We start from the raw sequence: 24,279 nt of genomic DNA, 5'->3' as shown, positions 1-24,279 counted from the left end.
GAGGTGCAGTGGAATCCACGCGAACAGTCCCCACACGTTCTCGCGGGAGGTGGCTCCTCCTCCTCGGAATACTGATCTCCGCACTCACTCTGTCCGGCATCGCAGCGTCCCCTGCGGTGGCGGACGAAGGGGGTACGGACGAGCCAGTCGCCGAGGAGGAGTACGAGTTCTTCTTCACCGGGAACGTGCAGTTCGAGGGTGAGGCGCTCGAGGGCGTCCTCATCACCGTCGAGGGCAACGGGTTCGAGGCAGAGACCGAGTCGGACGCCGATGGGCGCTGGACGATCGGCGTGCCGGAGAAGGCGGAGTACGAGGTCACGCTCGACCAGGACACGCTCCCGGAGGGCGTCGTCGTGCTCGAGGGCCAGGACACCGTCACGGCGGAGTTCGGCCTGACCAAGCGCAAGGCGGTGAACTTCTTCCTCGGAGAGGGGCAGCGGGTCACCGTCAACTACTTCGACCAAGTGGTGCAGCGCGTGGTCAACGGCCTGAACTTCGGCCTCCTGCTCGCCCTCGCGGCGATCGGCCTGTCGCTCATCTTCGGCACGACCGGGCTGTCGAACTTCGCGCACGCGGAGCTCATCACGTTCGGCGCGTTGATGGTGCTGACCTTCGGCGTCAATCTCGCGTGGCCGTTGTGGCTCGCCATCCTCGTGGCGCTCGTCCTCAGCGCGGCACTCGGCTGGGGCCTCGATGCGGCCCTCTGGAAGCCGCTGCGCAAACGGGGCGTCGGGCTCATCCAGCTCATGATCGTGAGCATCGGGCTCTCGCTGGCGCTGCGCTACACGTACCAGTTCTTCTACGGCGGCTCGACCAGCCAGCTCCCCGGCGCCACGCTCCCGTCGGACATCCGCTTCGGCGCGGTCGCGCTCTCGTGGATCGACCTCGTGAGCATGGGCGTCAGCATCGTGGTGCTCCTCGGCGTGGCGTTCTTCCTGCTCCGCACCCGCATCGGCAAGGCCACGCGCGCGGTCTCCGACAACGCGCCACTCGCCTCGGCGAGCGGCATCGACGTCGACCGCGTCATCCGCATCGTGTGGGTGCTCGGCGCGCTGCTCGCCGGCCTCTCCGGCATCCTCTGGGCGTACTTCCGTCCCGGCGTCAGCTGGGACATGGGCTTCCAGATCCTGCTGCTCGTCTTCGCCGCGGTCACCCTCGGCGGACTCGGCACGGCCTTCGGCGCCCTCGTCGGCTCGCTCATCGTGGGCCTGTTCGTCGAGATCTCCACGCTGTGGCTGCCGAGCGACATGAAGTACGTCGGCGCCCTGGTCATCCTGATCGTGGTGCTGCTGTTCCGACCGCAGGGCATCCTCGGTCGACAAGAGAGAATCGGATAGGAGGGCCACGACATGGACTGGGGAGCAATCTTCGGAAACGCGGCCGTCGAGCTGATCAGCCCGACCACCGCCGCCTACGCGCTGGCCGCACTCGGCCTGGCCATCCACTTCGGATTCACCGGCCTGCTGAACTTCGGACAGGCGGGCTTCATGCTGCTCGGCGCGTACGGGTACGCGATCCCGGCGCTCCGGCTCGACTGGCCGTGGTGGGCCTGCCTGCTGACGTCGCTGCTGGCGTCGGTGGTCTTCGCGCTCATCCTCGGCATCCCGACGCTCCGGCTGCGGGCGGACTACCTCGCCATCGTGACGATCGCCGCCGCCGAGGTGCTGCGGCTGACGTTCACGACCAACGAGTTCGCGCCCGTCACCGGCTCGGCGAACGGCCTGTCGGAGTACCAGCGCGACCTGCTGACGCTGAACCCGCTGCCCGACGGCCGCTACGGATTCGGTCCGTGGGTCTTCAGCGACCGGGCGTGGTTCTTCCTCATCCTCGGATGGATCGTCGTGATCCTCGCCGCGGTGCTGACCTGGCTGCTGATGCGCAGCCCGTGGGGCCGCGTCATCAAGGGCATCCGAGAGGACGAGGACGCCGTGCGCGCGCTCGGCAAGAACGTCTACTCCTACAAGATGCAGAGCCTCATCCTGGGCGGCCTGTTCGGCACCATCGCCGGCATCATCTTCGTGATGCCGAGAGCGGTCGTGCCGAGCTACTTCCAGCCGACCCTGACGTTCTTCATCTACGCGATCCTGCTCCTGGGCGGGGCCGCGACCATCCTGGGGCCGATCCTCGGTTCCATCGTCTTCTGGGTGCTCCTCTCGTTCTTCTCGGGCTTCATCGCCCGTGCGGTCGAGGCGGGGTGGCTGCCGTTCATGACGCAGGTGCAGGCCGGACAGCTCCGGTTCATCCTGGTCGGCGTGGCGATCATGCTGATAGTGGTATTCATGCCACAGGGCATCCTGGGCAACAAGAAGGAGCTTGCTTTTGTCAAGTGACATCACTCCCAATGCCAAGCCCGTCAAGACGACCGGGCTCCACGTCGGCGAGCCGGCACCCGGCGTCAAGAAGGTCGACCCGATCCTCGTCGCCGACCACGTGAAGCGCACGTTCGGCGGCCTGACGGCCGTCGACGTCGAGCACGTCGAGATCCCGCGGAACGCCATCACGGCGCTCATCGGACCGAACGGTGCGGGCAAGACGACCTTCTTCAACCTGCTGACCGGCTTCGACAAGCCCGACACGGGCGACTGGTCCTTCGAGGGCCGATCGCTCGCGCACGTCCCCGCCTACCGGGTCGCGCGCATGGGCCTGATCCGCACGTTCCAGCTCACCAAGTCGCTCGGGCTGCTCTCCGTCATGGAGAACATGAAGCTCGGCGCGAAGGACCAGGTCGGGGAGAACATCTTCCGCGGCCTGATCCCGGGGATCTGGCGGAAGCAGGACCAGGAGATCGAGGACAAGGCGACGGACCTGCTCAAGCGGTTCAAGCTCGACGCGAAGAAGGACGATTACGCGGCCAGCCTCTCCGGCGGCCAGCGGAAGCTCCTCGAGATGGCGAGGGCGCTCATGAGCGACCCGACGCTCGTCATGCTCGACGAGCCCATGGCGGGCGTCAACCCGGCGCTCACCCAGTCGCTCCTCGACCACATCCTCGACCTCAAGACCCAGGGCATGACCGTGCTCTTCGTCGAGCACGACATGCACATGGTGCGGCACATCGCCGACTGGGTGATCGTCATGGCCGAGGGCCGCGTCGTCGCCGAGGGCGACCCACACGAGGTCATGCAGGACCCCGCGGTGATCGACGCCTACCTCGGCGCCCACCACGACACCGATCTCGGCGCGACCGACACCGGTCACGTCGAGGTGCTGAAGGAGCTCATCGATGACGAACAGTGAACCCACCGCGAGCCCGGTGCTCGAGCCGACGGGCGACATGGTCGTCGAAGTCCGCGACGTCACCGCGGGCTACCTGCCGGGCGTCAACATCCTCAACAGCTGCTCCCTGACCGCCCGTGACGGCGAGCTGATCGGCATCATCGGGCCGAACGGTGCCGGCAAGTCGACCCTGCTGAAGTCGATCTTCGGTCTCGTGAAGGTGCGCGAGGGCGGGATCTTCCTGCAGGGCGAGGAGATCACCAACCTCAAGGCGAACAAGCTCGTCGCCAAGGGGGTCGGGTTCGTCCCGCAGACGAACAACGTGTTCCCCTCGCTCAGCATCCAGGAGAACCTCGAGATGGGCGTCTTCCAGAAGCCCAAGGACCTCAAGCACCGGCTCGAGTTCGTGACCGAGATCTTCCCGGACCTCAAGAAGCGACTCGGGCAGCGTGCGGGTTCGCTGTCCGGCGGTGAGCGTCAGATGGTCGCGATGTCGCGCGCCCTCATGATGGGGCCGCACGTGCTGCTGCTCGACGAGCCCAGCGCGGGCCTGTCGCCGGTCCGCCAGGACGAGGCGTTCCTGCGGGTCAAGGAGATCAACCGCGCCGGCGTCACGACGATCATGGTGGAGCAGAACGCTCGCCGCTGCCTGCAGATCTGCGACCGCGGCTACGTGCTCGACCAGGGCCGCGACGCCTACACGGGCACCGGCCGCGAGCTGCTCAACGACCCGAAGGTGATCGGGCTCTACCTGGGCACGCTCGGCGCAGACGAGTAGTCCGCGAGCAACCGCGAAGGGCGGGGGATGCCACGGCATCTCCCGCCCTTTCGTCTGCGCGGACGTGTCGCACGACGCTACCGACGGACCCGCCCGGGAACCCGTGGACCGCCCCCTGTGGTCAGCGCGCAACGGAACGCGGGTAGCCGCTGCTGCGACGCCGTGGCGCCCCGGCATCGCCCGATACCGGTTCATGCCCCCTTTGCCGCCTGGATGCGCCCAGCAGGGGCCGTCACAGCCCTTCCACGGGTGTTCGGAGCCGAACGTCCGGGGCCCGTCGCCCGGCGCGGCGAGCTGCGTGCCAGAACGTCACTCACGGCGCCGCGCGGGAAAGGCCGCGGGCCGGGCCCGCCTGCGCTCGCGACGTGTCCGCGGTGCGTCCGCGGTCTATGCCCCGGCGCGGGTGCGGCGAACCGCCGAGACCGCACCGGCCAGCGCGCGAGCGGATGCGGCACGGGCGTCGCTCCGCCGCGACGATCGATCGGACGGGCGGGCTCGCCGACCTCCGCTGCCGGGCACGCGAAAGGGCCCCGGCCGAAGCCGGGGCCCTCTCTTCACGAAACGATCAGCCGTCGCCGATGCGGTCGTAGGTGTTGCCGTCGTTGTACTGGAAGATGCCGATGGTCGCCTCGGTCGGGTCGCCGTTCCCGTCGAACGTGACCGGGCCGGAGGGGCCGTCGTAGTCGATCTGCTCGCCCTCGGTGAGGAGCTCGGCGCCAGCCGAGAAGGTGTCGACCTTCTCGCCTTCGCCCGAACCACCCGAGACCTGCTGCAGGTACGCCGCGATGTCGGTGCCGTCGGTGCTGTTGGCCGCGTAGGCCGCGAGCGCGATGAGCACCAGCGCGTCGTAGGACTCCGCCGCGTAGCTGTAGTCGGTCAGCGCCGGGTCGATCTCGAGCAGGCGGTCGGTGAAGTCACCGAGGGTGCCCACGTCGAGGCCGGGCAGCGTGCCCTTCGAGCCGGCGACGAGGCCGGGCGCGAAGTCGGCGCTGTAGTCGGCGAGGTTGCCGTCGACGAAGTACAGCTTGTCGCCGGGGTAGCCGCTGCCGACGAGGGCCGGCGTGATGACCTTCGCCTGGTCGAACGTGATCAGCGCGATCGCGTCGGGGTTGGCCGCCGTGACCTCGGAGATCTGCGCGTCGAAGCTCGAGTCGCCCTCGTTGAAGAGCGCCTCGGCGACGACCTCGCCGCCCGCGGCCTCGAACGCCTCGCGCGTGAACTGCGCGAGACCGGTGCCGTAGGCGTCGTTCAGCACGATCAGGCCGAGCGTGGCGTTGCCGTCCTCGGCGATCAGGTTGCCGAGCACCTCGCCCTGCAGGACGTCGGACGGAGCCGTGCGCCAGTACAGGTTGTTGTCGTCGTACTCGGTGAAGTCGGCCGACGTGTTGGCCGGCGAGAACTGCACGACGCCGGCGGCGACGATCTGGTCGATGACGGTCTTGGAGACACCCGACGAGGCGGCGCCGATGATCGCCGAGACGTCCTGCGAGAGGAGGTCGGTGACCGAGACGGTCGCGGTGTCGGTGGTGGTGTCACCCGAGTCGCGGTAGACGACCTCGACCTGGATGCCCATGTCGGCGTCGTTGATGTCCTGCGCGGCGAGCGCCACACCCGCCTCCTCGGGCGGGCCGAGGAACGCGAGCGCGCCGGACTGCGGCAGGATCGTACCGACCTTGAGGGTGAGGTCGCGCTCGCCCGCCTCGATGGGCTGGGCGTCGCCGGTCTCGGCCGGGGCCTCCGACTCCTCGGGCTCGGTGTCGGCACCCGTGCTGCACGCGGTCAGGAGGAGGGCGCTCACGCCGGCGATGGCGATGCCCGTCCAAGCTGCGCGACCCGAGCGCGAGGACCTGGCCTTCGCGAATACGCTCATGTTGCTCCTTGGGACTGAAGGAATGGGACACATTCCGGCGTCTGGCGACGCCGATGGTCTCGACAGTATTGCCCGGCCCATGTGGAAACAAGGAGATCCGATCACAACCCGGTAACACCCTCCCGATGGCGGCCGCCGCGGCATCCGCTCGCCGTCGCACGCACGAATATGGCGTCCACCGGCCGATTCGCGCACGGATCCCGCACCGTCCCACCGACCCGATCCGCCCCTCCGGCACCCCCGGACGGGGGGTCCGAACGACCGGACCCGCTCGCGGCGCGGCGTTCAGACCGGCTCGAGCGCAGCTCGTCGCGTGGCGCGAGCCCCCCGCAGCAGGTCGAACGTGAGCACCGCGAGCGCGAGCCAGACGAGCCCGAACCCGATCCAGCGCTCCAGCGGCATCGGCTCGCGCAGGACGACCACGCCCACGAGGAACTGGATGAACGGGGCGAAGTACTGGATGAAGCCCATGTACGTGAGCGGGAGCCGCCGCGACGCGGCGGCGAACAGCAGGAGCGGCACGGCGGTCACCGCGCCCGCCGACAGCAGGAGCACGGTGTGCCACGCGCCGAGCGAGCCCATCGACAGCGCGCCGCTCGCCCCGACGAGCACCAGCAGCACCGCCGCGAACGGCGCGAGCCACGCCGTCTCGAGCGTGAGCCCGGACACCGCGTCGACGCGATGGCCGACGCGCTTCTTGATCAGGCCGTAGAAGCCGAAGCTGAAGGCGAGGACGAGCGCGATCCACGGCAGCTGCCCGTACCCGACCGCCAGCACGACCACCGCGACGATCGAGATGCCGACGGCGGTCCACTGGGTGGCGTTCAACCGCTCGCGCAGCACGAAGACGCCGAGGAAGACCGTGACGATCGGGTTGATGAAGTATCCGAGCGCCGCTTCGACCACCTGGCCGTTGAGCGTCGCGAAGACGTAGGTCAGCCAGTTGACGAAGATGAGGACGCCCGCCGCCCCCATGGTGAGCACCACCCGGCGGTCTCGCAGGAGCGCCCGGAAGGAGCGCCAGGAGCGCGTGAGCACGATCAGGAGCGCACAGAAGACCAGCGACAGGAGGATGCGCCAGGCGACGATCTCGACGGGCCCCGTGGGCGCGAGGGCGAGGAAGTAGATGGGGAGGAAGCCCCACAGGCCGTATGCGGAGACCGCGTAGGCGAGGCCGCTGCGACTGAGTCCCGCGCGCTGCGGTCGGGCGTCGGCGACGGTGGGAGTGCTGGTCACCGGACCAGCCTACGCTCGGCCTCCGGCCGCTCGTCGGCGCGCGACTGCCGCATTCCGTGCAGATCCCGACAGACGCGAAGCGGCCCGGATGCCGTGTGGCATCCGGGCCGCTTCGAAGCGTGCGTACCGACTAGCGGACGACGACCGCGAGCACGTCGCGGGCCGACAGCACGAGGTAGTCCTCGCCGCCGAACTTGACCTCGGTACCGCCGTACTTGGAGTAGATCACCTTGTCGCCGACGGCCACGTCGAGCGGGACGCGGTTGCCGTTGTCGTCGATGCGACCCGGGCCGACCGCCACGACCTCGCCCTCCTGGGGCTTCTCCTTGGCGGTGTCGGGGATGACCAGGCCGGAAGCGGTGGTCTGCTCGGCCTCGACCTGCTTGATGACGATGCGATCCTCGAGCGGCTTGATGGAAACCGACACGGTTGACCTCTTTCTTGACGAAGACTGGGGTTAGCAGCCTCTGAACGAGAGTGCTAACCAGAGTCTAGGGGGGTTCTGGCACTCGTGCAACGTGAGTGCCAACCGCCATGCCGCGGGTGCTAGCGTGGCCGGGTGGAACGCGCCGAGCTCGTCGAACTGCTCTCGCCCGAGGGGCTCGACCTGCTCGATTCGCTGCCCCCGTGGACCGCCCGCGCCGACGTCGTGAAGCTCGTCGCCGACCTGCGCGCGCAGGGCCACTCCCCCGGGCTCGTGGCCGCCGTGCTGACCCAGTCCCGGCTCCGCGCGAGGGCCAGGTCGAAGTTCGGCGAGTTCGCCGACCGCATGCTCTTCACCGAGGCCGGCCTCGAGCAGGCGACCCGGCTCCGCGTCGCAGCCCTCCACGCCGGCCGCTACGCACGCGCCGGGCTCCGGCACGTCGCCGACCTCGGCTGCGGGATCGGCGGCGACGCACTCGCCTTCGCCGCGATGGACCTCGAGGTGACCGCCGCCGACGCCGACGAGGTCACCGCGGCCATCGCCTCCTTCAACCTCACGCCCTTCCCCCGGGTCAGCGTGCTGCACTCGATGGCCGAGGAGGTCTCGCTGGGCGGGATCGACGCCGCCTGGCTCGACCCCGCGCGGCGCAGCACGTCCGGCGGGACGACGCGGCGCCTGGCCGACGCCGGCGACTACACCCCGTCGCTCGACTTCGCGTTCGGCCTGGCCGAGCGGATGCCGGTGGGCGTGAAGCTCGGACCGGGCACGGACCGGGACCTCGTGCCGGAGGGCACCGAGGCCCAGTGGGTCTCGGTCGACGGGGACGTGGTCGAGCTGGCCGTCTGGACCGGCCTGCTGGCCCGCCCGGGCGTCGGGCGCGCCGCCCTCGTGATCCGCGGCGATGCGGCGCACGAGCTCGTGGCGCCGGCCGACAGCGAGGACGCCCCGGTGGGCCCGCTAGGGGACTACCTCTACGAACCGGACGGCGCCGTCATCCGCGCACGCCTCATCGGAGACCTCGCCCGCGCGAACGGCGCGTGGATGCTGAGCGACGGGATCGCCTACATGACGGCGGATCGGGAGTTCGACACGCCCTTCGCGCGCGGCTTCCGGGTGGTCGACCGCCTGCCGGCCGACGAGCGCCACCTGCGGCAGGCGCTGCGCTCGCGCGGGGTCGGCACGCTCGAGATCAAGAAGCGCGGCGTGGACGTCGACCCGGCAGCCCTGCGCACCCGACTGAAGCTCAAGGGCGAGACGTCGGCCACCGTCGTGCTCACCCGCGAGGAGGGGCGCCACGTGGCCCTCCTCGTGGAGCGCCTCTGAACGGCGGCCGCGCGCGGGGGCCGGCTCAGCGGGGCAGTGCGCCGAAGACGATGGCGTAGTACCCGATCCACACGCCGGAGAACACCAGGCCGGTGATCCCCGTGCCGATCCCGATGAACGCCGGGATGCGTGCGTGCTCCTCGCGGCGCAGGCCGAGCACGCCGAACACGATCGCGGCCACGGACACCGGCAGCATCCATCCCACGAACAGCGAGGCGATCGCGCCGACGACGCCGAGGGCCGCCGCGAGCCGGCTCCAGACGCGCCGCTGCTCGTCGTCGTCGGCGTCGTACTCCGGGGCCGGCTCGGGGCGACCGACCGCGAGCAGCTGCCCGGTGGGCAGTCCGTGCAGCTCCGCGGTGTCGTACGGCGCCTCGAACTCGCGCGGCGGCCCGGGGTCGGACGAGCCGACCCGCGGCCGGTCGGCCCGGTGCTCGCCCTCGGGGGGCATCCGCTGGTCGCTCACGCCGCCGGCCCTCAGTAGTAGCTGGTCTCGCTCAGGCTGAACAGCGCGGCCCAGGCGACGATCGAGATCACCGCGATGGCGACGCCCACGAAGCCGAGGACGATGCCGGTGAGCCACATGCCCCTGGCGGCCGGCTCCTTGCGGCGGCCCACGAAGCCCAGCACGACGGCGGCCGCGGGGACGATCAGCTGCAGCACGCCGCCGATGAAGGGGATGATGACGATGCCGGCGCCGATCACGCCGATGATGCCCGCGATCAGCGAGATGAGGCTGAAGACCGCGGTCGGCCGGCTTCCCGGGGACGCGGCGTCGTACGGGGTCGCCGGCGCACCGTACGGGTTCGCGGGCTGCCCGTAGGGCTCCGCCGCCGCGGCGGGGGGAGCCGGAGGAGGCGGCGGAGGGAAGGCCGCGTTGCCGCTCGTGCCCGGGCCGTAGACCGGAGCGGCCGGAGGCTCGGGCGGGGCCGGCGGCGCCGGTGGTGCGGGCGGTGCCGGCGGCTCGGGTGCGGCCGGCGGGGCCGGCTCGACCGGGGGCTCCGGCGGGGCGGGCGGGACCGTCGGCTCGGACGGGGCCGGCGGCGCCGGCTCCGATGGGGCGGGCGGCGCCGGCTCCGATGGGGCGGGCGGCGCCGGCTCGGCGGGGACCGCCGGCTCGGACGGCGCGCCCGGCTCCGCCGGCACGGGGGGCTCGACCGGCTCAGCCGGGACGGACGGCTCGGATGGCGCGCTCGGCTCCACCGGCTCGTCTGGCTGCCTCGGATCGCTCATGTCGAGCCCCTTTCGTGCGCTGGGCGGATCAGTATCCGCTGACGGATCCGCTGTTGACCGCGGCGGCGATCAGCGCGAAGTAGGCGATCGCCACGATGATGCCGACCACGAACAGGACGTAGCCGATGATCAGGCCGGCGACCGCGAGGCCACGACCCTGCTCGCCCGTCTTCTTGATCTGGCTCAGCGCGATGTGGCCCGTGATGATGCCGACGAGCGGGATGAGGAACGACGACACCAGCGAGACGATGGCGAGGACGTTGGTCTTCTGCGACGCCGGGGCACCGGAGGACGGTGCGCTCGAGTCGTAGGCGGGGGCGCTGCCGTACGCGGGCGCCGCGGGAGCGGCGGGCGGGGGCGGCGGGACGTCGGAACGGTTGGGGTCGTTGGGGTCGGTCATTCCTGGCTCCTCTTGTGCATGCTGTGGACCCGGCCATGCTGGCAGTGCCCTCGGGCCATGTCAACGATCGGGGGCGCGGGTCGGCGGCCCCCGTTCGCGGGAGCGCCGAGGGTCAGGCTAGCGGTTCGACGGCACGATCCGCACCGGGGAGGCCTCCCCGTCGTCGCTCAGGCCTGGATGTCGGTGACGGGGAGCGTCGAATCGGCCCCGAAGCCGAGGCCGGAGGGGGCGTGACCCGCCATGATGAGGCGGGCGCCGAGCGCGGCGATCATCGCCCCGTTGTCGGTGCAGAGCGACAGCGGCGGGATCCGCAGCGCGATTCCCGCGGCATCCGCCCGCTGCTCCGCCACCTCGCGCAGCCGGCGGTTCGCGACCACGCCTCCGCCGAGGAGCAGGCGCGGCACGCCGAGGTCGGTGCACGCCGCGATGGCCTTCGAGACGAGCACGTCGACGACCGCCTCGCGGAAGCTCGCGGCGACGTCGGCGAGCGGCACCGGCTCGCCCGCCGCCTCGCGCTGCTCGACCCAGCGCGCCACCGCGGTCTTCAGGCCCGAGAACGAGAAGTCGTAGCGGTGCCGCTCGAGGTCCTTGGGTCGTGTCAGGCCCCGGGGGAAGCGGATGGCGTCGGGGTCGCCGCCGACGGCCGCGCGGTCGATCTCGGGTCCGCCCGGGTAGGGAAGGCCGAGCAGCCGGGCGACCTTGTCGAAGGCCTCGCCGGCCGCGTCGTCGATCGTCTCGCCGAGCAGCTCCACGTCGGAGTCCAGGTCTCGCACGAGCAGCAGCGACGTGTGCCCGCCCGAGACGAGGAGCGCGACGCTCGGCGTCTCGAGCGGCCGGTCGCCGATGAGGTCGGCGCCGACGTGGCCGACGAGGTGGTTGACCGCGTAGACCGGCTTGTCGAGCGAGAGCGCGAGCGCCTTGGCCGCTCCGACGCCGACCATCAGCGCGCCGGCTAGGCCCGGTCCATTGGTGACGGCGACCGCGTCGAGGTCGGCCGGTTCGACGGAGGCCGCGTCGAGCGCTGCCCGGATGGTGGGCCCGAGCGCCTCGAGGTGAGCGCGTGCGGCGACCTCGGGCACGACCCCGCCGTAGCGGGCGTGCTCCTCCATCGACGACGCCACGGCGTTGGCGAGCAGCTCGGTGCCACGGACGATGCCGACTCCGGTCTCGTCGCACGAGGTCTCGATGCCGAGGACGAGCGGGGCGTCGCGGTTCATGCGGGGTCTCCTGCGGGGGCGGTGGCGTCTCGTCCGGATGCCGCGGGCCGCGCCATCGGCGGGGGCACGTCGAGTCGCATCGCGATCGCGTCGACGCCGTCTGGCTGGTAGTAGCCGCGTCGCACCCCGGTCGCGCGGAACCCGAGCGATTCGTAGAGCGCGCGCGCGACGGGGTTGTCGGCGCGGACCTCGAGGAACAGCTCGTGCGCTCCGCGCCGCCGTGCCTCGTCGATCAGCGCGTTCACGAGCGCGCGACCCAGCCCGGCGCCGCGATGCGCCGGCTCGACCGCGATGGTCTGGATGTCGCCCTGCCCTGAGCCGCGCGGCGCGAGGAGCCCCGCGTACCCGAGCACCTCCCGGGGGCGGGCGTCGTCGACGGCGACGAGGTAGTACGTGTGCTCGCCGGCGAGCTCGGAGCGCATGGCCTCGGCCGGCCACGCGTCGGCGACGAAGACCGAGCGCTCGAGGGCCATGACGCCGTCGAGGTCGTCCGGCCGGGCGCGACGCAGCATGAGGCTCATCCCAGCACCCGCTTCGGCGCCGAGGAGGGGGTCACGTCGGGCGCGCGGAGGTAGAGGGGTTCGTCGACCGCGAGCGGGAGCCGCCCGGCGGCCTGCGCGAGCACGGCGAGCGAGCCGAGCGCGCCGGCCGAGACCGTGCGGGCGTCGAAGCGGATGCCGCGTGGCTCCGGCACCGCGTCGCGCGGCTCGAGCCGCGGCGGTGCTCCCCGCAGGGGCAGGCCGTCGCCGTCGAGCCCGTCGTAGTCGCTCACGGCGGACTCCCGCCGCCGTGCGTCGGTGACCACCTGCAGCGGCCCGGAGCCCCCGGACGCGTACCAGGCGTGCGCGATCGCGTCGTGGCTCACCACGGGGAGGAACGGGCGGCCCGCACCGAGCGCGAAGGCGTGCGCGGCGGCGATCCCGACCCGCAGCCCCGTGAACGGCCCTGGCCCCATGCCGCCGGCCACCCCGGCCAGGTCGCTCGCGCGGACGCGGGCGTCGGCGAGCGCGTCGCGGATGAAGCCGCCGACGACTTCGGCGTGCCGCATCGTGTCGTCGGTGCCGTGCTCGGCCAGGACGACGCCGTCGCGGTCGACCACGGCGACGCTGGTGCCCGTGGAGGTGTCGATCGCGAGGAGCATGGCCTCCAGCCTAGTTCGCGGTCGCGGGACCGAGCTGGGCGTCGGCGGCGTAGGGGGTGCCGGCCCAGCGCGGGCCGTGGCCGACGAGCTCGACCGAGCGCGGCTCGTCGAGCTCGAGGTCGTCGGCGCCGGGAAGCTCGCCGCCGCCGCGGCGCCGCGCGATCACCACCTCGAGCCAGGACTCGCTGACCCCGTCGAGCAGGCCCGCGCCCCATTCGACGACGACGGCGGAGTGGTCGAAGTCGAGGTCGAGGTCCTCGAGCTCGGCGGCGCCGCCCAGCCGGTAGGCGTCGACGTGCACGAGCGGCGCCCCGCCGACCAGGCTCGGGTGGGTGCGCGCGAGCACGAAGGTGGGGCTCTGCACGGGACCCCGCACGCCGAGCCCGTCGCCGATCCCGCGCGTGAGCGTGGTCTTGCCCGCACCGAGCGGGCCGGTGAGCACGACGAGGTCGCCGGCGCGAAGCTGGCGGCCGAGCTCGCGACCCAGCTCCTCCATGGCGTCGGCGTCGGGGATCGCCCGGCGGATCATGCGTCCTCCACGTGGGTCCTCTTCACGCGTGGGCCGATGCGCGTCACGATGTCGTAGCCGATGGTGTCGGCCGCGTCGCCCCAGTCGTCGGCGGACGGGGCGCCCGCGCCGGGGTCCCCGAAGAGCACGACCTCGTCGCCGACCGCGACCGCGTCGTCGCCCATGTCGACGAGGAACTGGTCCATGGCGATCCGGCCCACGACCGGGTGCCGGCGGCCCCGGACGAGCACCTCGGCACGGCCCGAGGCCTGGCGCGGCACGCCGTCGGCGTAGCCCAGCGGCACGAGCGCGAGCGTGGTCGGCCGCTCCGCCCGCCAGACGTGGTCGTAGGAGACCCCCGCGCCCGCGGGGATGCGGCGCACCGCCGCGACCCGGCCACGCAGCGTCATCACGGGGCTGAGTCCCAGGTCGGCGGCCGTCGTCCCGTCGCCGAAGGGCGGGATCCCGTACAGCCCGATCCCGATGCGCACGAGGTCGAGGCGGGCTTCGGGGAACCTGAGCGCGGCCGCCGTCGACGCGAGGTGGCGCAGCTCGGGCCGGAGCCCCGCCGCGACGGCCTGCTGCTCGCCACGGCGGAACGCCGCGAGTTGCGCGGCGTCCTCCTCGGCCGACGTGTTCGCGAGGTGGCTGAACATCCCGCGGACGCGGATCCGGCCGTCCCGTTCCAGCTCGGCGGCGCGGGCGACCACGGACGGCCACGCCTCCGGCGGGATGCCGTTGCGGCTCAGCCCGGTGTCGAGCTTGAGGTGCACGTGCGCGGTTCGCCCGACCCGGGCCGCGGCTCGCGCCGCGGCGTCGAGCTGCGCCTCGGAGGAGATGCCGAGGTCGACGTCGGCGGCGACGGCGTCGGCGAACTCGGCGTCGGGATCGTGCAGCCAGGCGAGGATCGGGGCCTCGATCCCGGCGCTGCGGATGGGGAGCGCCTCCGCCACGTCGGCCACGCCGAGCCAGTCCGCGCCGGCGTCGAGCGCGGCGCGCGCGACCGGGATCGCCGCGTGCCCGTAGGCGTCGGCCTTGACCACGGCCATCACCGCCGCGGGGGCGACCGCGGCGGCGATCGTCCGGACGTTGCGACGGACGGCGTCGAGGTCGACCACCGCCTCCCGGAACGGGCCGGGGCGCGGGTCCTCGTTCACTGCGCGTCTCCTCGCGACTCGGCGCGTTCGAGCACGACGAAGGCACTCGCGATCCCCGCGTCGTGGCTCATCGAGAGGTGGACGCGGTCGATCCCCAGTTCGGCGACGTGCCGCGAGAGGGCTCCCGACAGGGCGAAGTCGGGGTTGCCGTCGGCATCCTGCACGATGCGCATGTCGTGCCAGCGGATCACGGCGTGGCCGCCGAGCGCCTTGATCAGCGCCTCCTTCGCCGCGAAGCGTGCGGCCAGCGAGCGGGCCGGCCGCTCGCGTTCGCTCTCGGCGAACAGGCGCTCGCGCAGCGCGGGCGTGCGCTCCAGCGAGCGCTCGAAGCGCGCGATGTCGACCACGTCGATGCCGATGCCCGCGATCACCCGATCCTCCACGACTGCACGTCTCGAGTCTGCCGCACTCCGAGGCCGCGGGCGCCGCAGCGCGACGCCCGCGACCGGCGGATCACTCGACCGTGACCGACTTGGCCAGGTTGCGCGGCTGGTCGACGTCGAGCCCCTTGGCCTGCGAGAGCTCCATGGCGAAGATCTGCAGTGGCACGACCGCGAGGAGCGGCTCGAAGAGCGGCCCGGCCAGCGGGATGCGGATCACCTCGTCGGCGAACGGCAGCACCGCGGCATCCCCCGCCTCGGCGATCGCGATGACGCGAGCCCCCCGGGCGCGGATCTCCTGGATGTTGGAGACGACCTTCGGGTGCAGGGCCGCCGAGCCGCGAGGGCTGGGGACGACCACGAACACCGGCTGGCCCGGCTCGATGAGTGCGATCGGACCGTGCTTCAGCTCGCCGGCCGCGAAGCCCTCGGCGTGGATGTACGCGAGCTCCTTCAGCTTCAGCGCACCCTCGAGTGCGATCGGGTAGCCGACGTGGCGGCCGAGGAAGAGCACCGACCGGGTGTCGCTCATCCAGTGCGCGAGCTCGCCGACGCGCTCGCCCTGCTCGAGGACGGTCGCGATCTTCTCCGGGACGGCCTGGAGCTCGGCGACCTGCGTCGCGAGGTCGGCCTCCGACATCGTCCCGCGGACGCGCGCGAGGTGCAGGCCGAAGAGGTAGAGCGCGGTGATCTGCGCGACGAACGCCTTCGTGGACGCGACCGCGACCTCGGGACCGGCGTGCGTGTACACGGCGGCGTCGGACTCGCGCGGGATGGTGGCACCCTGGGTGTTGCACACCGAGATGGCCTTCGCGCCCTGCTCGCGCGCGTACTTGACCGCCATGAGCGTGTCCATCGTCTCGCCCGACTGGCTGATCGAGACGACCAGCGTGCCGTCGTCGATGACCGGCTCGCGGTAGCGGAACTCGTGGCTGAGCTCGACCTCGACGGGGATGCGCGCCCACTGCTCGATCGCGTACTTCGCGACCATGCCGGCGTAGGCCGCGGTCCCGCAGGCGACGATCGTGATGCGACGGATGTCGCGGAGCGCGTCGTCGCCGAACTCGTCGAGCTCGGGCACCGAGACGACGCCGTCGACGATGCGGCCGCGGATCGTGTTCGCGACCGCGTCGGGCTGCTCGGCGACCTCCTTGGCCATGAACGACGACCAGCCGCCCTTCTCGGCGGCCGACGCGTCCCACGCGACGTCGAACGGCTCGACCTCGACCGAGTTGCCATCGAAGTCGGTGACGGTGACCTCGCCGGCGGTGATCGCGACGATCTGGTCCTGGCCGATCGCCACCGCGCGCTTCGTGAACTCGACGAAGGCCGCGACATCCGAGCCGAGGAAGTTCTCGTTCTCGCCCAGGCCGATCACGAGGGGCGAGTTGCGGCGGGCGCCGACGACCACGCCCGGCTCGTCGCGGTGCACGGCGAGCAGCGTGAACGCGCCCTCGAGGCGGCGCACGGTGCGGCGGAACGCCTCCCGCAGGTCGCCCGCCTCGCGGTACTCCCGGCCGAGCAGGACCGCCGCCACCTCGGTGTCGGTCTCGCTCTTGAACTCGGCACCGTCGGCGACCAGCTCCTCCTTCAGCTCGGAGAAGTTCTCGATGATGCCGTTGTGGATGAGGGCCAGCTTGTCGTCATCGGCCAGGTGCGGGTGGGCGTTGCGGTCGGTCGGGCCGCCATGGGTCGCCCAGCGGGTGTGGCCGATGCCCGTGCCCCCGCGATGGATCGGGTGCCGCTCGAGCTCGTCGGCGAGCACCTGGAGCTTGCCGGCGCGCTTGGCGAACTCGAGGTCGCCCTCGTCATCGACGACGGCGACGCCCGCCGAGTCGTAGCCACGGTATTCGAGGCGGCGCAGGCCACCCATGAGGACGTCGAGGCTGTTGCGCTCTCCGACGTATCCGACGATTCCACACATGGGCACGATCCTACCGGCGCGTTCCTGAGCGCCCGACCGGCGCGGTGCGCGCGACTACACTGTCACGGTGCCCGAACCGCAGAGCCCGTCGACGCACGCCACCCAGATCTCCCCGTTCATCGAGCTGGGGCGGGCGGACTGGGCGGCGCTCGCCCCGTCGATGCCGTCGCCGCTCCGGGAGACCGAGATCGTCCAGCTGCGCGGGCTCGGCGAGCCCCTCGACCCGGTCGAGGTCGCCGAGGTCTACCTCCCGCTGAGCCGGCTGCTCAACCTCTACGTCGGCGGCACGAAGGCGCTCCACGAGGTGACCAGCACGTTCCTGCGCGAGCGCTTCGAGTCGACCCCGTTCGTCATCGGCGTCGCCGGTTCGGTCGCCGTCGGCAAGTCGACGATCGCGCGCCTGCTCCGGGAGCTCCTGGCTCGCTGGGAGCACACCCCCCGGGTCGAGCTGGTCACCACCGACGGCTTCCTCTTCCCCAACGCCGAGCTGGAGCGGCGCGGGCTGATGGAGCGCAAGGGCTTCCCGGAGTCCTACGACCGCCGCGCGCTGCTGCGGTTCGTGAGCGAGGTGAAGGCCGGCGCCCCGGAGGTGCGTGCGCCGTTCTACTCGCACCTGGCGTACGACATCGTGCCCGACGCGCAGGTGACGGTCCGGCGACCCGACGTGCTCATCGTCGAGGGGCTCAACGTGCTGCAGCCGGCCGCCCCCGGCCACAAGCTCGCGGTCAGCGACCTGTTCGACTTCAGCATCTACGTCGACGCGCGCACGCGCGACATCGCCCGCTGGTACGAGGAGCGCTTCCTCAAGCTGCAACGCGGCGCCTTCTCGAACCCCCGCTCGTTCTTCCACCGCTTCGCGAGCCTCAGCGAGGACGAGGCGCGCGCCCGCTCCCGCGCGATCTGGCAGTCGATCAACGAGCCGAACCTGCTCCAGAACATCCGGCCGACCCGCTCCCGCGCGTCGCTGGTGCTGCGCAAGGGCAGCGACCACGCCGTCTCGAGCGTGCTGCTCCGCAAGCTCTGACCCGCCGCGCCGCGCGGCGGCTCGCGTCATCCGCTCCGGGGCCGCGCGCGAACGCGAACGCCGCGGCATCCGTCACCGGGTCGGGCGAGCGGATGCCGCGGCGTGCGGCGTTCGGAAGGTGCTCAGTTGGCGAGGCGCTCGCGCACGATCGCGGCGAGCTTGTCGGCGTGCGCCTCGGCGACCTGCTGGTCGGCCGCCTCGACCATGACGCGGACCATCGGCTCGGTGCCCGAGGGGCGCAGCAGCACGCGGCCGGTGTCGCCGAGCTCGGCCTCCGCGGCGCGCACCGCCGCCGCGATCTCGGCGTCGTCCGCCATCGCGTGGTGGTCGACCCCGCGCACGTTCACGAGGACCTGGGGGTACACGGTCATGACCGAGGCGAGCTCGGCGAGCGACTTGCCGGTCCGCGCCATCTCGGCGACCAGGTGCAGGCCCGTCAGGACGCCGTCGCCCGTGGTCGCGAACTCGCTCATGATGACGTGACCGGACTGCTCGCCGCCGAGCGCGTAGCCGCCCTCGGCCAGCGCCTCCAGGACGTACCGGTCGCCGACCTTGGTCTCGACGACGCGGATGCCGCGCTCGGCCATCGCCCGCTTGAGTCCCAGGTTCGACATGACCGTGACGACGAGGGTGTCGTCGGTGAGCGTCCCGCGCTCCTGCATCGAGACGGCGAGGATCGCCATGATCCGGTCGCCGTCGATCACGTTGCCGTCGGCGTCGACCGCGAGGCAGCGGTCGGCGTCGCCGTCGTGGGCGATGCCCACGTCGGCGCCGTGCTCGCGCACGGCCTGCTGCAGCGGACCAAGGTGCGTGGAGCCGACGCCGTCGTTGATGTTCATGCCGTCGGGGTCGGCGCCGATGACGACGACCTCGGCGCCCGCGTCGCGGAACGTCTCGGGCGAGACGCCGGCCGCGGCGCCGTGCGCGCAGTCGAGCACGACCTTCAGGCCCTCGAGCCGGTTCGGCAGCGTGGCGAGCAGGTGGACGACGTAGCGGTCCTCGGCGTCGGCGAACCGGCGGACGCGACCCACGCCGTCGCCGGTGGGGGCCAGCTTCTGCCGGCCGAGGTAGGACTCGATGCGGTCCTCGACCTCGTCGGGCAGCTTCGTGCCGCCGAAGGAGAAGAACTTGATCCCGTTGTCGGGGGCCGGGTTGTGCGACGCGGAGATCATCACGCCGAAGTCGGCGCGGATGCTGTCGATGAGGAACGCCGTCGCCGGGGTCGGGATGACGCCCGCGTCGAGCACGTCGACGCCGGAGCTGGCGAGCCCGGCGGACACGGCGGCGGTGAGGAACTCACCGGACACGCGCGGATCGCGCGCCACGACCGCGACCGGCCGGCGACCGGCGGCGCGGAGTTCATCCGCATGCCGGCCCTGCGTGAGGACGGCGGCAGCGGCCTGGGCGAGGCCCAGGGCCAGGTCAGCCGTGAGTTCACGGTTGGCCAGGCCCCGGACCCCGTCGGTTCCGAAGAGCCGAGGCATCGGGGAGACCCGTTCCCGCGCTTAGCGCTTCGAGAACTGGGGCGCCTTGCGGGCCTTCTTGAGACCGGCCTTCTTGCGCTCGATGACCCGGGCGTCGCGCGTGAGGAAGCCGGCCTTCTTCAGGGTCGGGCGGTTGTTCTCGCGGTCGATCTCGTTGAGCGCACGAGCGATCGCGAGGCGCAGCGCGCCGGCCTGGCCCGAGGGGCCGCCGCCGGTGATGCGGGCGATGACGTCGTACGAGCCGGCGAGCTCGAGGACGGTGAACGGGTCGGTGATGAGCTGCTGGTGCAGCTTGTTCGGGAAGTAGTCCGCGAACTCACGGCCGTTGACGGTGATGTTGCCGGCGCCCGGCACGACGCGCACGCGCGCGATGGCCTGCTTGCGACGGCCGACGGCCGAGCCCGAGACGTTGAGCACGGGGCGGGCGGCGGGCGCCGAGGCGGCGGCCGACTCGGTGGTGTAGCTCTCGGGAGCCTGGTCGATCTGGTCTGCGATCTTCGCCATGGTGGTGTCTCTGAATCCTTTTCGCGTCGGCGCCGGGCTTACTGGGCGACCTGGGTGAGGGTGTACGGCTTCGGCTGCTGAGCCGCGTGCGGGTGCTCCGGGCCGGCGTAGACCTTCAGCTTCTTCAGCTGCTGGCGACCGAGCGAGTTCTTCGGGAGCATGCCGCGGATCGCCTTCTCGACGGCGCGGACGGGGTTCTTCTCGAGCAGCTCGGCGTAGCCGACCGCCTTGAGGCCGCCCGGGTAGCCCGAGTGGCGGTAGGCCTTCTTCTGCTCGAGCTTCTGGCCGGTGAGGGCCACCTTGTCGGCGTTGACGATGATCACGTGGTCGCCGGTGTCGACGTGGTTCGCGAAGATCGCCTTGTGCTTGCCGCGGAGGATCGCCGCGGCGTGGCTGGCCAGGCGGCCGAGCACGATGTCGGTGGCGTCGATGACGACCCAGTCGCGCTGGATCTCGGTCGCCTTCGGGGTGTAGGTGCGCGTCACAGTAGTGCTGCTTTCTGATCGAGTGAGGGGTTCGTGAATCCCGCTCCGGAGGGAGTTCGCTCGCGATGCGAGGAGAACGCCGTGGTGGAGGGCTCAACATCGGATGCCGACGCAGTCGACGGCACCAAAGGGAAATCTTAGCCGACGACGCCTTCGACGTGCAATTCGCGACGTGCCCTCGTCTGCTCCGCCCGAGCGGCGAGGTCCTCGTCGGCCGGGTAGCCGACCTCGGTGAGGGTGAGGCCCTTGGCGGGCAGCACCTTGAACGCACTGGTCCGCGTGCGCGCCCGCATGAGCTCGGCGGGCCCCTCCACGCCGATCCGCGCCTCGCCCACGGCCACCCCGGAGCCCACCAGCGCACGCACCATGGAGTGGCAGAACGCGTCGGCCTGCAACGAGGCCACCAGCACGCCGTCGTCGCCCCGGCGCCACCGGAAGGACTGCAGCGTGCGGATCGTCGTCGCGCCCTCGCGGGGCTTGCAGAATGCGGCGAAGTCGCCGAGGCCGATGAGGGTCTGGGCGGCGACGTCCATCGCCTCCACGTCGAGCGGGCGCGGGTACCACACCGTCCGATGCCGCTGGAGCGGGTCGTGCTCGGCGTCCGCGTCGGCGATGCGGTACGAGTACCGGCGCCAGACGGCGGAGAACCGCGCGTCGAAGCCCTCGGGCGCCATCCGGCCCGAACGGACCACGACGTCGGAGTCGGCCGCACCCAGGATGCCGCGGATGCGGCGGACCAGCACGGCGGCCGCATCGCGCGGCCGGCCGTCGTCGGCGGCACCCCGCCGGGGACGGGTGACGGCCCGCAGGGCCGCCTCGTCGACGTCGAGGTGGGCGACCTGCCCGCTCGCGTGCACGCCCGCGTCGGTGCGCCCCGCCACGACGAGCCGCGGCATGACGCCCTCGCGGCGGAAGAGCGTCGCGAGGGCGTGCTCCACCGTGCCCTGGACCGTCCGGAGACCGGGCTGGCGGCTCCACCCCGCGAAGTCCGTGCCGTCGTACGCGAGGTCGAGCCGGAGGCGCACGACGGACGCCGGGTCGTCGCCGTCGACGGCCGGGACGTCGTGGGTGCGGTGCTCCGCTTCGGTCACCGTCCCAGCCTAGATGCGCGAGGGGCCCCGATGCGGATGCATCGGGGCCCCTCGTGACGGACGCGAAGGCTACTTCGCAGCCTCCTCGGCGGGCGCCTCGGCGGACTCGTCCGAAGCCTCCGAACCGGCGGCCTCGTCGACGGCGGCCTCCGACTCGGTCACCTCGGGCTCCGGCGTCTCGGCCGGGGTCTCCTCGGAGGCCGGCTCCTCGGCGGGAGCGGCGGCGGGCTTGGCGGCGCGGGCCTTCGGGGTCACCGGCTCGAGGACGAGCTCGATGACCGCCATGGGCGCGTTGTCGCCCTTGCGGTTGCCGATCTTGGTGATGCGGGTGTAGCCGCCCTCACGGTCCGCGACCTGGGGCGCGATGACCGTGAACAGCTCGTGCACGACCGACTTGTCGCCGATGACGGCGAGCACGCGACGGCGGGCGTGCAGGTCGCCGCGCTTGGCGAACGTGATCAGGCGCTCGGCGAGCGGACGGAGGCGCTTGGCCTTCGTCTCGGTCGTCGTGATGCGCTTGTGCGTGTAGAGCGCGGCGGCGAGGTTGGCGAGCAGCAGGCGCTCGTGCGCGGGTCCGCCTCCGAGGCGGGGGCCCTTCGTGGGCTTCGGCATGGTGGTATCTCCAGTGTTGGGGGGTTGGTGCGGCCCGGGGCCTGCTTAGTTCTCGTCCTCGAAGCCCGTGTAGAAGTGGGCGCCGTCGAAGCCGGGGACCGAGTCCTTCAGCGACAGGCCCATCTCGGTGAGCTTGTCCTTGACCTCGTCGACCGACTTCTGGCCGAAGTTGCGGATGTTCATCAGCTGCGACTCCGACAGGGCCACCAGCTCGGACACCGTGTTGATGCCCTCGCGCTTCAGGCAGTTGTACGAGCGGACCGACAGGTCGAGGTCCTCGATCGGGATCGAGAGCTCGCTCGAGAGCACGGCGTCGACCGGCGCGGGGCCGATCTCGATGCCCTCGGCCGCGCTGTTGAGCTCGCGGGCGAGGCCGAACAGCTCGACGAGCGTGCGGCCGGCCGAGGCGATCGCGTCACGCGGCGAGATGGCGGCCTTGGTCTCGACGTCGACCACGAGGCGGTCGAAGTCGGTGCGCTCGCCCGCACGCGTCGCCTCGACGCGGTAGGTGACCTTGAGGACCGGCGAGTAGATCGAGTCGACCGGGATCTGGCCGGCCTCGGAGTACTCGTTGCGGTTCTGGCTGGCCGAGACGTAGCCGCGGCCGCGCTCGATCGTGAGCTCGAGCTCGAACTTCGCCGAGTCGTTGAGCGTCGCGATGACCAGCTCGGGGTTGTGCACCTCGACGCCCGCCGGAGCGGAGATGTCGGCGGCGGTGACCTCGCCCGCGCCCTGCTTGCGCAGGTAGGCCGTGATCGGCTCGTCGTGCTCGCTGGAGACGACCAGGTTCTTGATGTTGAGGATGATCTCGGTGACATCCTCCTTCACGCCCGGAACGGTCGAGAACTCGTGGAGCACGCCGTCGATGCGGATGCTCGTCACGGCGGCGCCGGGGATCGAGGAGAGGAGGGTGCGACGGAGGGAGTTCCCCAGGGTGTAACCGAAGCCCGGCTCGAGGGGCTCGATCACGAAACGCGAACGGAACTCCGAGATGTTCTCTTCGGTGAGCGTCGGACGCTGTGCGATCAGCACGGTGTGATTCCTTTCGGCAGGGTGTCCGCTATATGACACCTGCGAGTTCGAGGATCTTGAGTTGTGAGAGAGAACGGATGCCGGTGGTCGAGCAGCGCCCGGCGCAGCCGGGCGCGTACCGAGACCGTGCGATCTCGATACGGCCTGCGGCCTACTCGATCACCGGGTACGGAGTGCTAGACGCGGCGACGCTTCGGCGGGCGGCATCCGTTGTGCGCCTGAGGCGTCACGTCGTTGATGCTGCCGACCTCGAGGCCCGCGGCCTGGAGCGAGCGGATCGCGGTCTCGCGGCCCGAGCCCGGGCCCTTGACGAAGACGTCGACCTTCTTCATGCCGTGCTCCTGCGCCTGGCGCGCGGCCGACTCGGCGGCGAGCTGCGCGGCGAACGGGGTCGACTTGCGCGAGCCCTTGAAGCCGACGCCGCCGGACGAGGCCCAGCTGATCACGGCGCCGTTCGTGTCGGTGATCGACACGATGGTGTTGTTGAAGGTCGACTTGATGTGGGCCTGGCCCACGGCGACGTTCTTCTTGTCCTTCTTGCGCGGCTTGCGAGTAGCCGCCTTGGGTGCTGCCATGTGAAATGTCTCCTAGATCTTGGCGCGAGCGGTTACTTGCGGCCCGGCTTCTTCTTGCCGGCGACGGTGCGCTTCGGGCCCTTGCGGGTGCGAGCGTTCGTCTTGGTGCGCTGACCGCGGACCGGGAGGCCGCGACGGTGACGGATGCCCTCGTAGGAGCCGATCTCGACCTTGCGGCGGATGTCGGCGGCCACCTCGCGGCGGAGGTCGCCCTCGACCTTGTAGGTGCCCTCGATGTGGTCGCGGAGGGCGACGAGCTGCTCGTCGGTGAGGTCCTTGACGCGGATGTTCCCGTCGATGCCGGTCTCCGCGAGCGTCTGCAGCGCGCGAGTGCGGCCGACGCCGTAGATGTAGGTCAGTGCGATCTCCACGCGCTTCTCGCGCGGGATGTCGACTCCTGCCAGACGTGCCATGGTGGCTTCTCCTGTTGGATGTGTCGGAGGTGTGGAGCACTTCCGGTGCCTCGGCCTCCGTCCGAGGGTGTCCCCCGCGCCTCAGCGGTGCGGGTTCGTGGAAGTGCCGTGTTCGGTTGTCGCGTCGACGCGGGCGACTAGCCCTGGCGCTGCTTGTGGCGCGGGTTCTCGCAGATGACCATCACGCGGCCGTGGCGGCGGATGACCTTGCACTTGTCGCAGATGCGCTTGACGCTGGGGTTGACCTTCACAGTC

28 protein-coding genes are annotated in these 24,279 nt (G+C 71.5%); 6 read left to right on the top strand and 22 right to left on the bottom strand.

Translation table 11 applies throughout. The annotated features are described in order from the left end of the window. The first annotated feature begins 8 nt into the window (after positions 1-8). Genes ACUY4T_RS09290 through ACUY4T_RS09275 form a run of 4 tightly spaced genes read left to right on the top strand, consistent with a single transcriptional unit; the run spans position 9 to position 3,991 of the window. On the top strand, positions 9-1,337 hold the full coding sequence (locus ACUY4T_RS09290) for a branched-chain amino acid ABC transporter permease (RefSeq protein WP_446018643.1): 1,329 nt from the start codon (positions 9-11) through the stop codon (positions 1,335-1,337). Between the two features lie 12 nt (positions 1,338-1,349). Next, positions 1,350-2,330, top strand: coding sequence for a branched-chain amino acid ABC transporter permease (locus tag ACUY4T_RS09285; protein ID WP_446018642.1), 981 nt, complete (start codon positions 1,350-1,352; stop codon positions 2,328-2,330). Further along, a complete protein-coding gene (locus ACUY4T_RS09280) occupies positions 2,320-3,234 on the top strand; it encodes an ABC transporter ATP-binding protein (RefSeq protein WP_446018641.1) in 915 nt (304 codons plus the stop codon). Before ACUY4T_RS09285 ends, ACUY4T_RS09280 begins: the two co-directional genes overlap by 11 nt. Further along, entirely contained in the window at positions 3,221-3,991 is a 771-nt protein-coding gene (locus ACUY4T_RS09275) for an ABC transporter ATP-binding protein (RefSeq protein WP_446018640.1), read from the top strand. Before ACUY4T_RS09280 ends, ACUY4T_RS09275 begins: the two co-directional genes overlap by 14 nt. A gap of 565 nt (positions 3,992-4,556) precedes the next feature. On the opposite strand, the gene ACUY4T_RS09270 is transcribed toward ACUY4T_RS09275, so the two are convergent. The 3 genes from ACUY4T_RS09270 to groES all read right to left on the bottom strand — a co-directional run bounded on the left by ACUY4T_RS09270 (position 4,557) and on the right by groES (position 7,524). After that, positions 4,557-5,861, bottom strand: a complete 1,305-nt coding sequence (locus tag ACUY4T_RS09270; protein WP_446018639.1) for an ABC transporter substrate-binding protein — start codon at positions 5,859-5,861, stop codon at positions 4,557-4,559. 285 nt (positions 5,862-6,146) lie between these two features. Next, positions 6,147-7,097 carry an EamA family transporter RarD gene (gene rarD / locus ACUY4T_RS09265; RefSeq protein ID WP_446018638.1) on the bottom strand — a complete coding sequence of 317 codons (951 nt, stop codon included), beginning with the start codon at positions 7,095-7,097 and terminating at the stop codon, positions 6,147-6,149. Between the two features lie 130 nt (positions 7,098-7,227). Then, positions 7,228-7,524: a co-chaperone GroES gene (groES, locus tag ACUY4T_RS09260; protein WP_055894868.1), complete on the bottom strand. Its 297-nt coding sequence runs from the start codon at positions 7,522-7,524 to the stop codon at positions 7,228-7,230. A 132-nt stretch (positions 7,525-7,656) separates the two neighbouring features. Here groES and ACUY4T_RS09255 point away from each other — a divergent pair, with 132 nt between their 5' ends. After that, a complete protein-coding gene (locus tag ACUY4T_RS09255; RefSeq protein WP_446018637.1) occupies positions 7,657-8,844 on the top strand; it encodes a class I SAM-dependent methyltransferase in 1,188 nt (395 codons plus the stop codon). A gap of 25 nt (positions 8,845-8,869) precedes the next feature. Here the strand turns inward: ACUY4T_RS09255 and ACUY4T_RS09250 are convergent, their stop codons facing one another. From ACUY4T_RS09250 to glmS, 10 genes are all read right to left on the bottom strand, one after another. Next, complete coding sequence (locus tag ACUY4T_RS09250; RefSeq protein WP_446018636.1) at positions 8,870-9,310, bottom strand: hypothetical protein; 441 nt, start codon at positions 9,308-9,310, stop codon at positions 8,870-8,872. A gap of 11 nt (positions 9,311-9,321) precedes the next feature. Beyond that, entirely contained in the window at positions 9,322-10,077 is a 756-nt protein-coding gene (locus tag ACUY4T_RS09245) for a DUF4190 domain-containing protein (RefSeq protein WP_446018635.1), read from the bottom strand. A 28-nt stretch (positions 10,078-10,105) separates the two neighbouring features. Further along, positions 10,106-10,477: a DUF4190 domain-containing protein gene (locus tag ACUY4T_RS09240; RefSeq protein ID WP_446018634.1), complete on the bottom strand. Its 372-nt coding sequence runs from the start codon at positions 10,475-10,477 to the stop codon at positions 10,106-10,108. 167 nt (positions 10,478-10,644) lie between these two features. Beyond that, entirely contained in the window at positions 10,645-11,694 is a 1,050-nt protein-coding gene (gene tsaD / locus ACUY4T_RS09235) for a tRNA (adenosine(37)-N6)-threonylcarbamoyltransferase complex transferase subunit TsaD (RefSeq protein WP_446018633.1), read from the bottom strand. Continuing rightward, the gene (rimI, locus tag ACUY4T_RS09230; protein WP_446018632.1) at positions 11,691-12,215 is read right to left on the bottom strand and encodes a ribosomal protein S18-alanine N-acetyltransferase; all 525 of its coding nucleotides are present in this window, start codon (positions 12,213-12,215) and stop codon (positions 11,691-11,693) included. The genes tsaD and rimI overlap by 4 nt, the downstream gene beginning before the upstream one ends. Beyond that, entirely contained in the window at positions 12,212-12,835 is a 624-nt protein-coding gene (tsaB, locus tag ACUY4T_RS09225) for a tRNA (adenosine(37)-N6)-threonylcarbamoyltransferase complex dimerization subunit type 1 TsaB (RefSeq protein WP_446018631.1), read from the bottom strand. The genes rimI and tsaB overlap by 4 nt, the downstream gene beginning before the upstream one ends. A gap of 10 nt (positions 12,836-12,845) precedes the next feature. Further along, positions 12,846-13,364 (bottom strand): tRNA (adenosine(37)-N6)-threonylcarbamoyltransferase complex ATPase subunit type 1 TsaE, encoded by a 519-nt coding sequence (gene tsaE, locus ACUY4T_RS09220; protein ID WP_446018630.1) that lies wholly within the window; start codon positions 13,362-13,364, stop codon positions 12,846-12,848. Then, the gene (gene alr, locus ACUY4T_RS09215) at positions 13,361-14,500 is read right to left on the bottom strand and encodes an alanine racemase (protein WP_446018629.1); all 1,140 of its coding nucleotides are present in this window, start codon (positions 14,498-14,500) and stop codon (positions 13,361-13,363) included. Before alr ends, tsaE begins: the two co-directional genes overlap by 4 nt. After that, entirely contained in the window at positions 14,497-14,871 is a 375-nt protein-coding gene (locus ACUY4T_RS09210; protein ID WP_446018691.1) for a holo-ACP synthase, read from the bottom strand. The genes alr and ACUY4T_RS09210 overlap by 4 nt, the downstream gene beginning before the upstream one ends. 82 nt (positions 14,872-14,953) lie before the next feature. After that, on the bottom strand, positions 14,954-16,804 hold the full coding sequence (glmS, locus tag ACUY4T_RS09205; protein WP_446018628.1) for a glutamine--fructose-6-phosphate transaminase (isomerizing): 1,851 nt from the start codon (positions 16,802-16,804) through the stop codon (positions 14,954-14,956). A 67-nt stretch (positions 16,805-16,871) separates the two neighbouring features. Here glmS and coaA point away from each other — a divergent pair, with 67 nt between their 5' ends. Continuing rightward, positions 16,872-17,828 carry a type I pantothenate kinase gene (coaA, locus tag ACUY4T_RS09200; protein WP_446018627.1) on the top strand — a complete coding sequence of 319 codons (957 nt, stop codon included), beginning with the start codon at positions 16,872-16,874 and terminating at the stop codon, positions 17,826-17,828. A 122-nt stretch (positions 17,829-17,950) separates the two neighbouring features. Here coaA and glmM read toward each other — a convergent pair whose 3' ends face one another. The 9 genes from glmM to rpmJ form a co-directional block, all read right to left on the bottom strand. Beyond that, positions 17,951-19,312: a phosphoglucosamine mutase gene (gene glmM / locus ACUY4T_RS09195; RefSeq protein ID WP_446018626.1), complete on the bottom strand. Its 1,362-nt coding sequence runs from the start codon at positions 19,310-19,312 to the stop codon at positions 17,951-17,953. Between the two features lie 21 nt (positions 19,313-19,333). Then, the gene (gene rpsI / locus ACUY4T_RS09190) at positions 19,334-19,816 is read right to left on the bottom strand and encodes a 30S ribosomal protein S9 (RefSeq protein ID WP_446018625.1); all 483 of its coding nucleotides are present in this window, start codon (positions 19,814-19,816) and stop codon (positions 19,334-19,336) included. A gap of 38 nt (positions 19,817-19,854) precedes the next feature. Then, positions 19,855-20,301: a 50S ribosomal protein L13 gene (rplM, locus tag ACUY4T_RS09185; protein ID WP_446018624.1), complete on the bottom strand. Its 447-nt coding sequence runs from the start codon at positions 20,299-20,301 to the stop codon at positions 19,855-19,857. A 137-nt stretch (positions 20,302-20,438) separates the two neighbouring features. Next, on the bottom strand, positions 20,439-21,326 hold the full coding sequence (locus ACUY4T_RS09180) for a tRNA pseudouridine synthase A (protein ID WP_446018690.1): 888 nt from the start codon (positions 21,324-21,326) through the stop codon (positions 20,439-20,441). Positions 21,327-21,461: 135 nt separating this feature from the next. After that, a complete protein-coding gene (gene rplQ, locus ACUY4T_RS09175; RefSeq protein WP_446018623.1) occupies positions 21,462-22,004 on the bottom strand; it encodes a 50S ribosomal protein L17 in 543 nt (180 codons plus the stop codon). Between the two features lie 45 nt (positions 22,005-22,049). Then, positions 22,050-23,036, bottom strand: a complete 987-nt coding sequence (locus tag ACUY4T_RS09170; RefSeq protein WP_446018622.1) for a DNA-directed RNA polymerase subunit alpha — start codon at positions 23,034-23,036, stop codon at positions 22,050-22,052. A gap of 176 nt (positions 23,037-23,212) precedes the next feature. Then, the gene (rpsK, locus tag ACUY4T_RS09165; RefSeq protein WP_336571972.1) at positions 23,213-23,611 is read right to left on the bottom strand and encodes a 30S ribosomal protein S11; all 399 of its coding nucleotides are present in this window, start codon (positions 23,609-23,611) and stop codon (positions 23,213-23,215) included. Positions 23,612-23,643: 32 nt separating this feature from the next. Then, positions 23,644-24,024 carry a 30S ribosomal protein S13 gene (gene rpsM, locus ACUY4T_RS09160; protein WP_446018621.1) on the bottom strand — a complete coding sequence of 127 codons (381 nt, stop codon included), beginning with the start codon at positions 24,022-24,024 and terminating at the stop codon, positions 23,644-23,646. A gap of 137 nt (positions 24,025-24,161) precedes the next feature. Then, positions 24,162-24,275 carry a 50S ribosomal protein L36 gene (gene rpmJ, locus ACUY4T_RS09155; RefSeq protein WP_056734976.1) on the bottom strand — a complete coding sequence of 38 codons (114 nt, stop codon included), beginning with the start codon at positions 24,273-24,275 and terminating at the stop codon, positions 24,162-24,164. Positions 24,276-24,279 lie beyond the last annotated feature (4 nt).

The sequence above is a fragment of the Agromyces arachidis genome (assembly GCF_052805135.1).
This window is presented reverse-complemented; position numbering and strand designations above follow the sequence as displayed.

Excerpts from the sequence above, each read along its gene's own strand:
- ACUY4T_RS09285 (WP_446018642.1), top strand. The coding sequence starts at position 1,350 with ATGGACTGGGGAGCAATCTTCGGAAACGCGGCCGTCGAGCTGATCAGC.
- ACUY4T_RS09275 (WP_446018640.1), top strand. The coding sequence starts at position 3,221 with ATGACGAACAGTGAACCCACCGCGAGCCCGGTGCTCGAGCCGACGGGC.
- ACUY4T_RS09270 (WP_446018639.1), bottom strand. The coding sequence starts at position 5,861 with ATGAGCGTATTCGCGAAGGCCAGGTCCTCGCGCTCGGGTCGCGCAGCT.
- ACUY4T_RS09245 (WP_446018635.1), bottom strand. The coding sequence starts at position 10,077 with ATGAGCGATCCGAGGCAGCCAGACGAGCCGGTGGAGCCGAGCGCGCCA.
- ACUY4T_RS09240 (WP_446018634.1), bottom strand. The coding sequence starts at position 10,477 with ATGACCGACCCCAACGACCCCAACCGTTCCGACGTCCCGCCGCCCCCG.
- tsaD (WP_446018633.1), bottom strand. The coding sequence starts at position 11,694 with ATGAACCGCGACGCCCCGCTCGTCCTCGGCATCGAGACCTCGTGCGAC.
- rimI (WP_446018632.1), bottom strand. The coding sequence starts at position 12,215 with ATGAGCCTCATGCTGCGTCGCGCCCGGCCGGACGACCTCGACGGCGTC.
- tsaB (WP_446018631.1), bottom strand. The coding sequence starts at position 12,835 with ATGCTCCTCGCGATCGACACCTCCACGGGCACCAGCGTCGCCGTGGTC.
- tsaE (WP_446018630.1), bottom strand. The coding sequence starts at position 13,364 with ATGATCCGCCGGGCGATCCCCGACGCCGACGCCATGGAGGAGCTGGGT.
- glmS (WP_446018628.1), bottom strand. The coding sequence starts at position 16,804 with ATGTGTGGAATCGTCGGATACGTCGGAGAGCGCAACAGCCTCGACGTC.
- glmM (WP_446018626.1), bottom strand. The coding sequence starts at position 19,312 with ATGCCTCGGCTCTTCGGAACCGACGGGGTCCGGGGCCTGGCCAACCGT.
- rpsI (WP_446018625.1), bottom strand. The coding sequence starts at position 19,816 with ATGGCGAAGATCGCAGACCAGATCGACCAGGCTCCCGAGAGCTACACC.
- rplQ (WP_446018623.1), bottom strand. The coding sequence starts at position 22,004 with ATGCCGAAGCCCACGAAGGGCCCCCGCCTCGGAGGCGGACCCGCGCAC.
- rpsK (WP_336571972.1), bottom strand. The coding sequence starts at position 23,611 with ATGGCAGCACCCAAGGCGGCTACTCGCAAGCCGCGCAAGAAGGACAAG.
- rpsM (WP_446018621.1), bottom strand. The coding sequence starts at position 24,024 with ATGGCACGTCTGGCAGGAGTCGACATCCCGCGCGAGAAGCGCGTGGAG.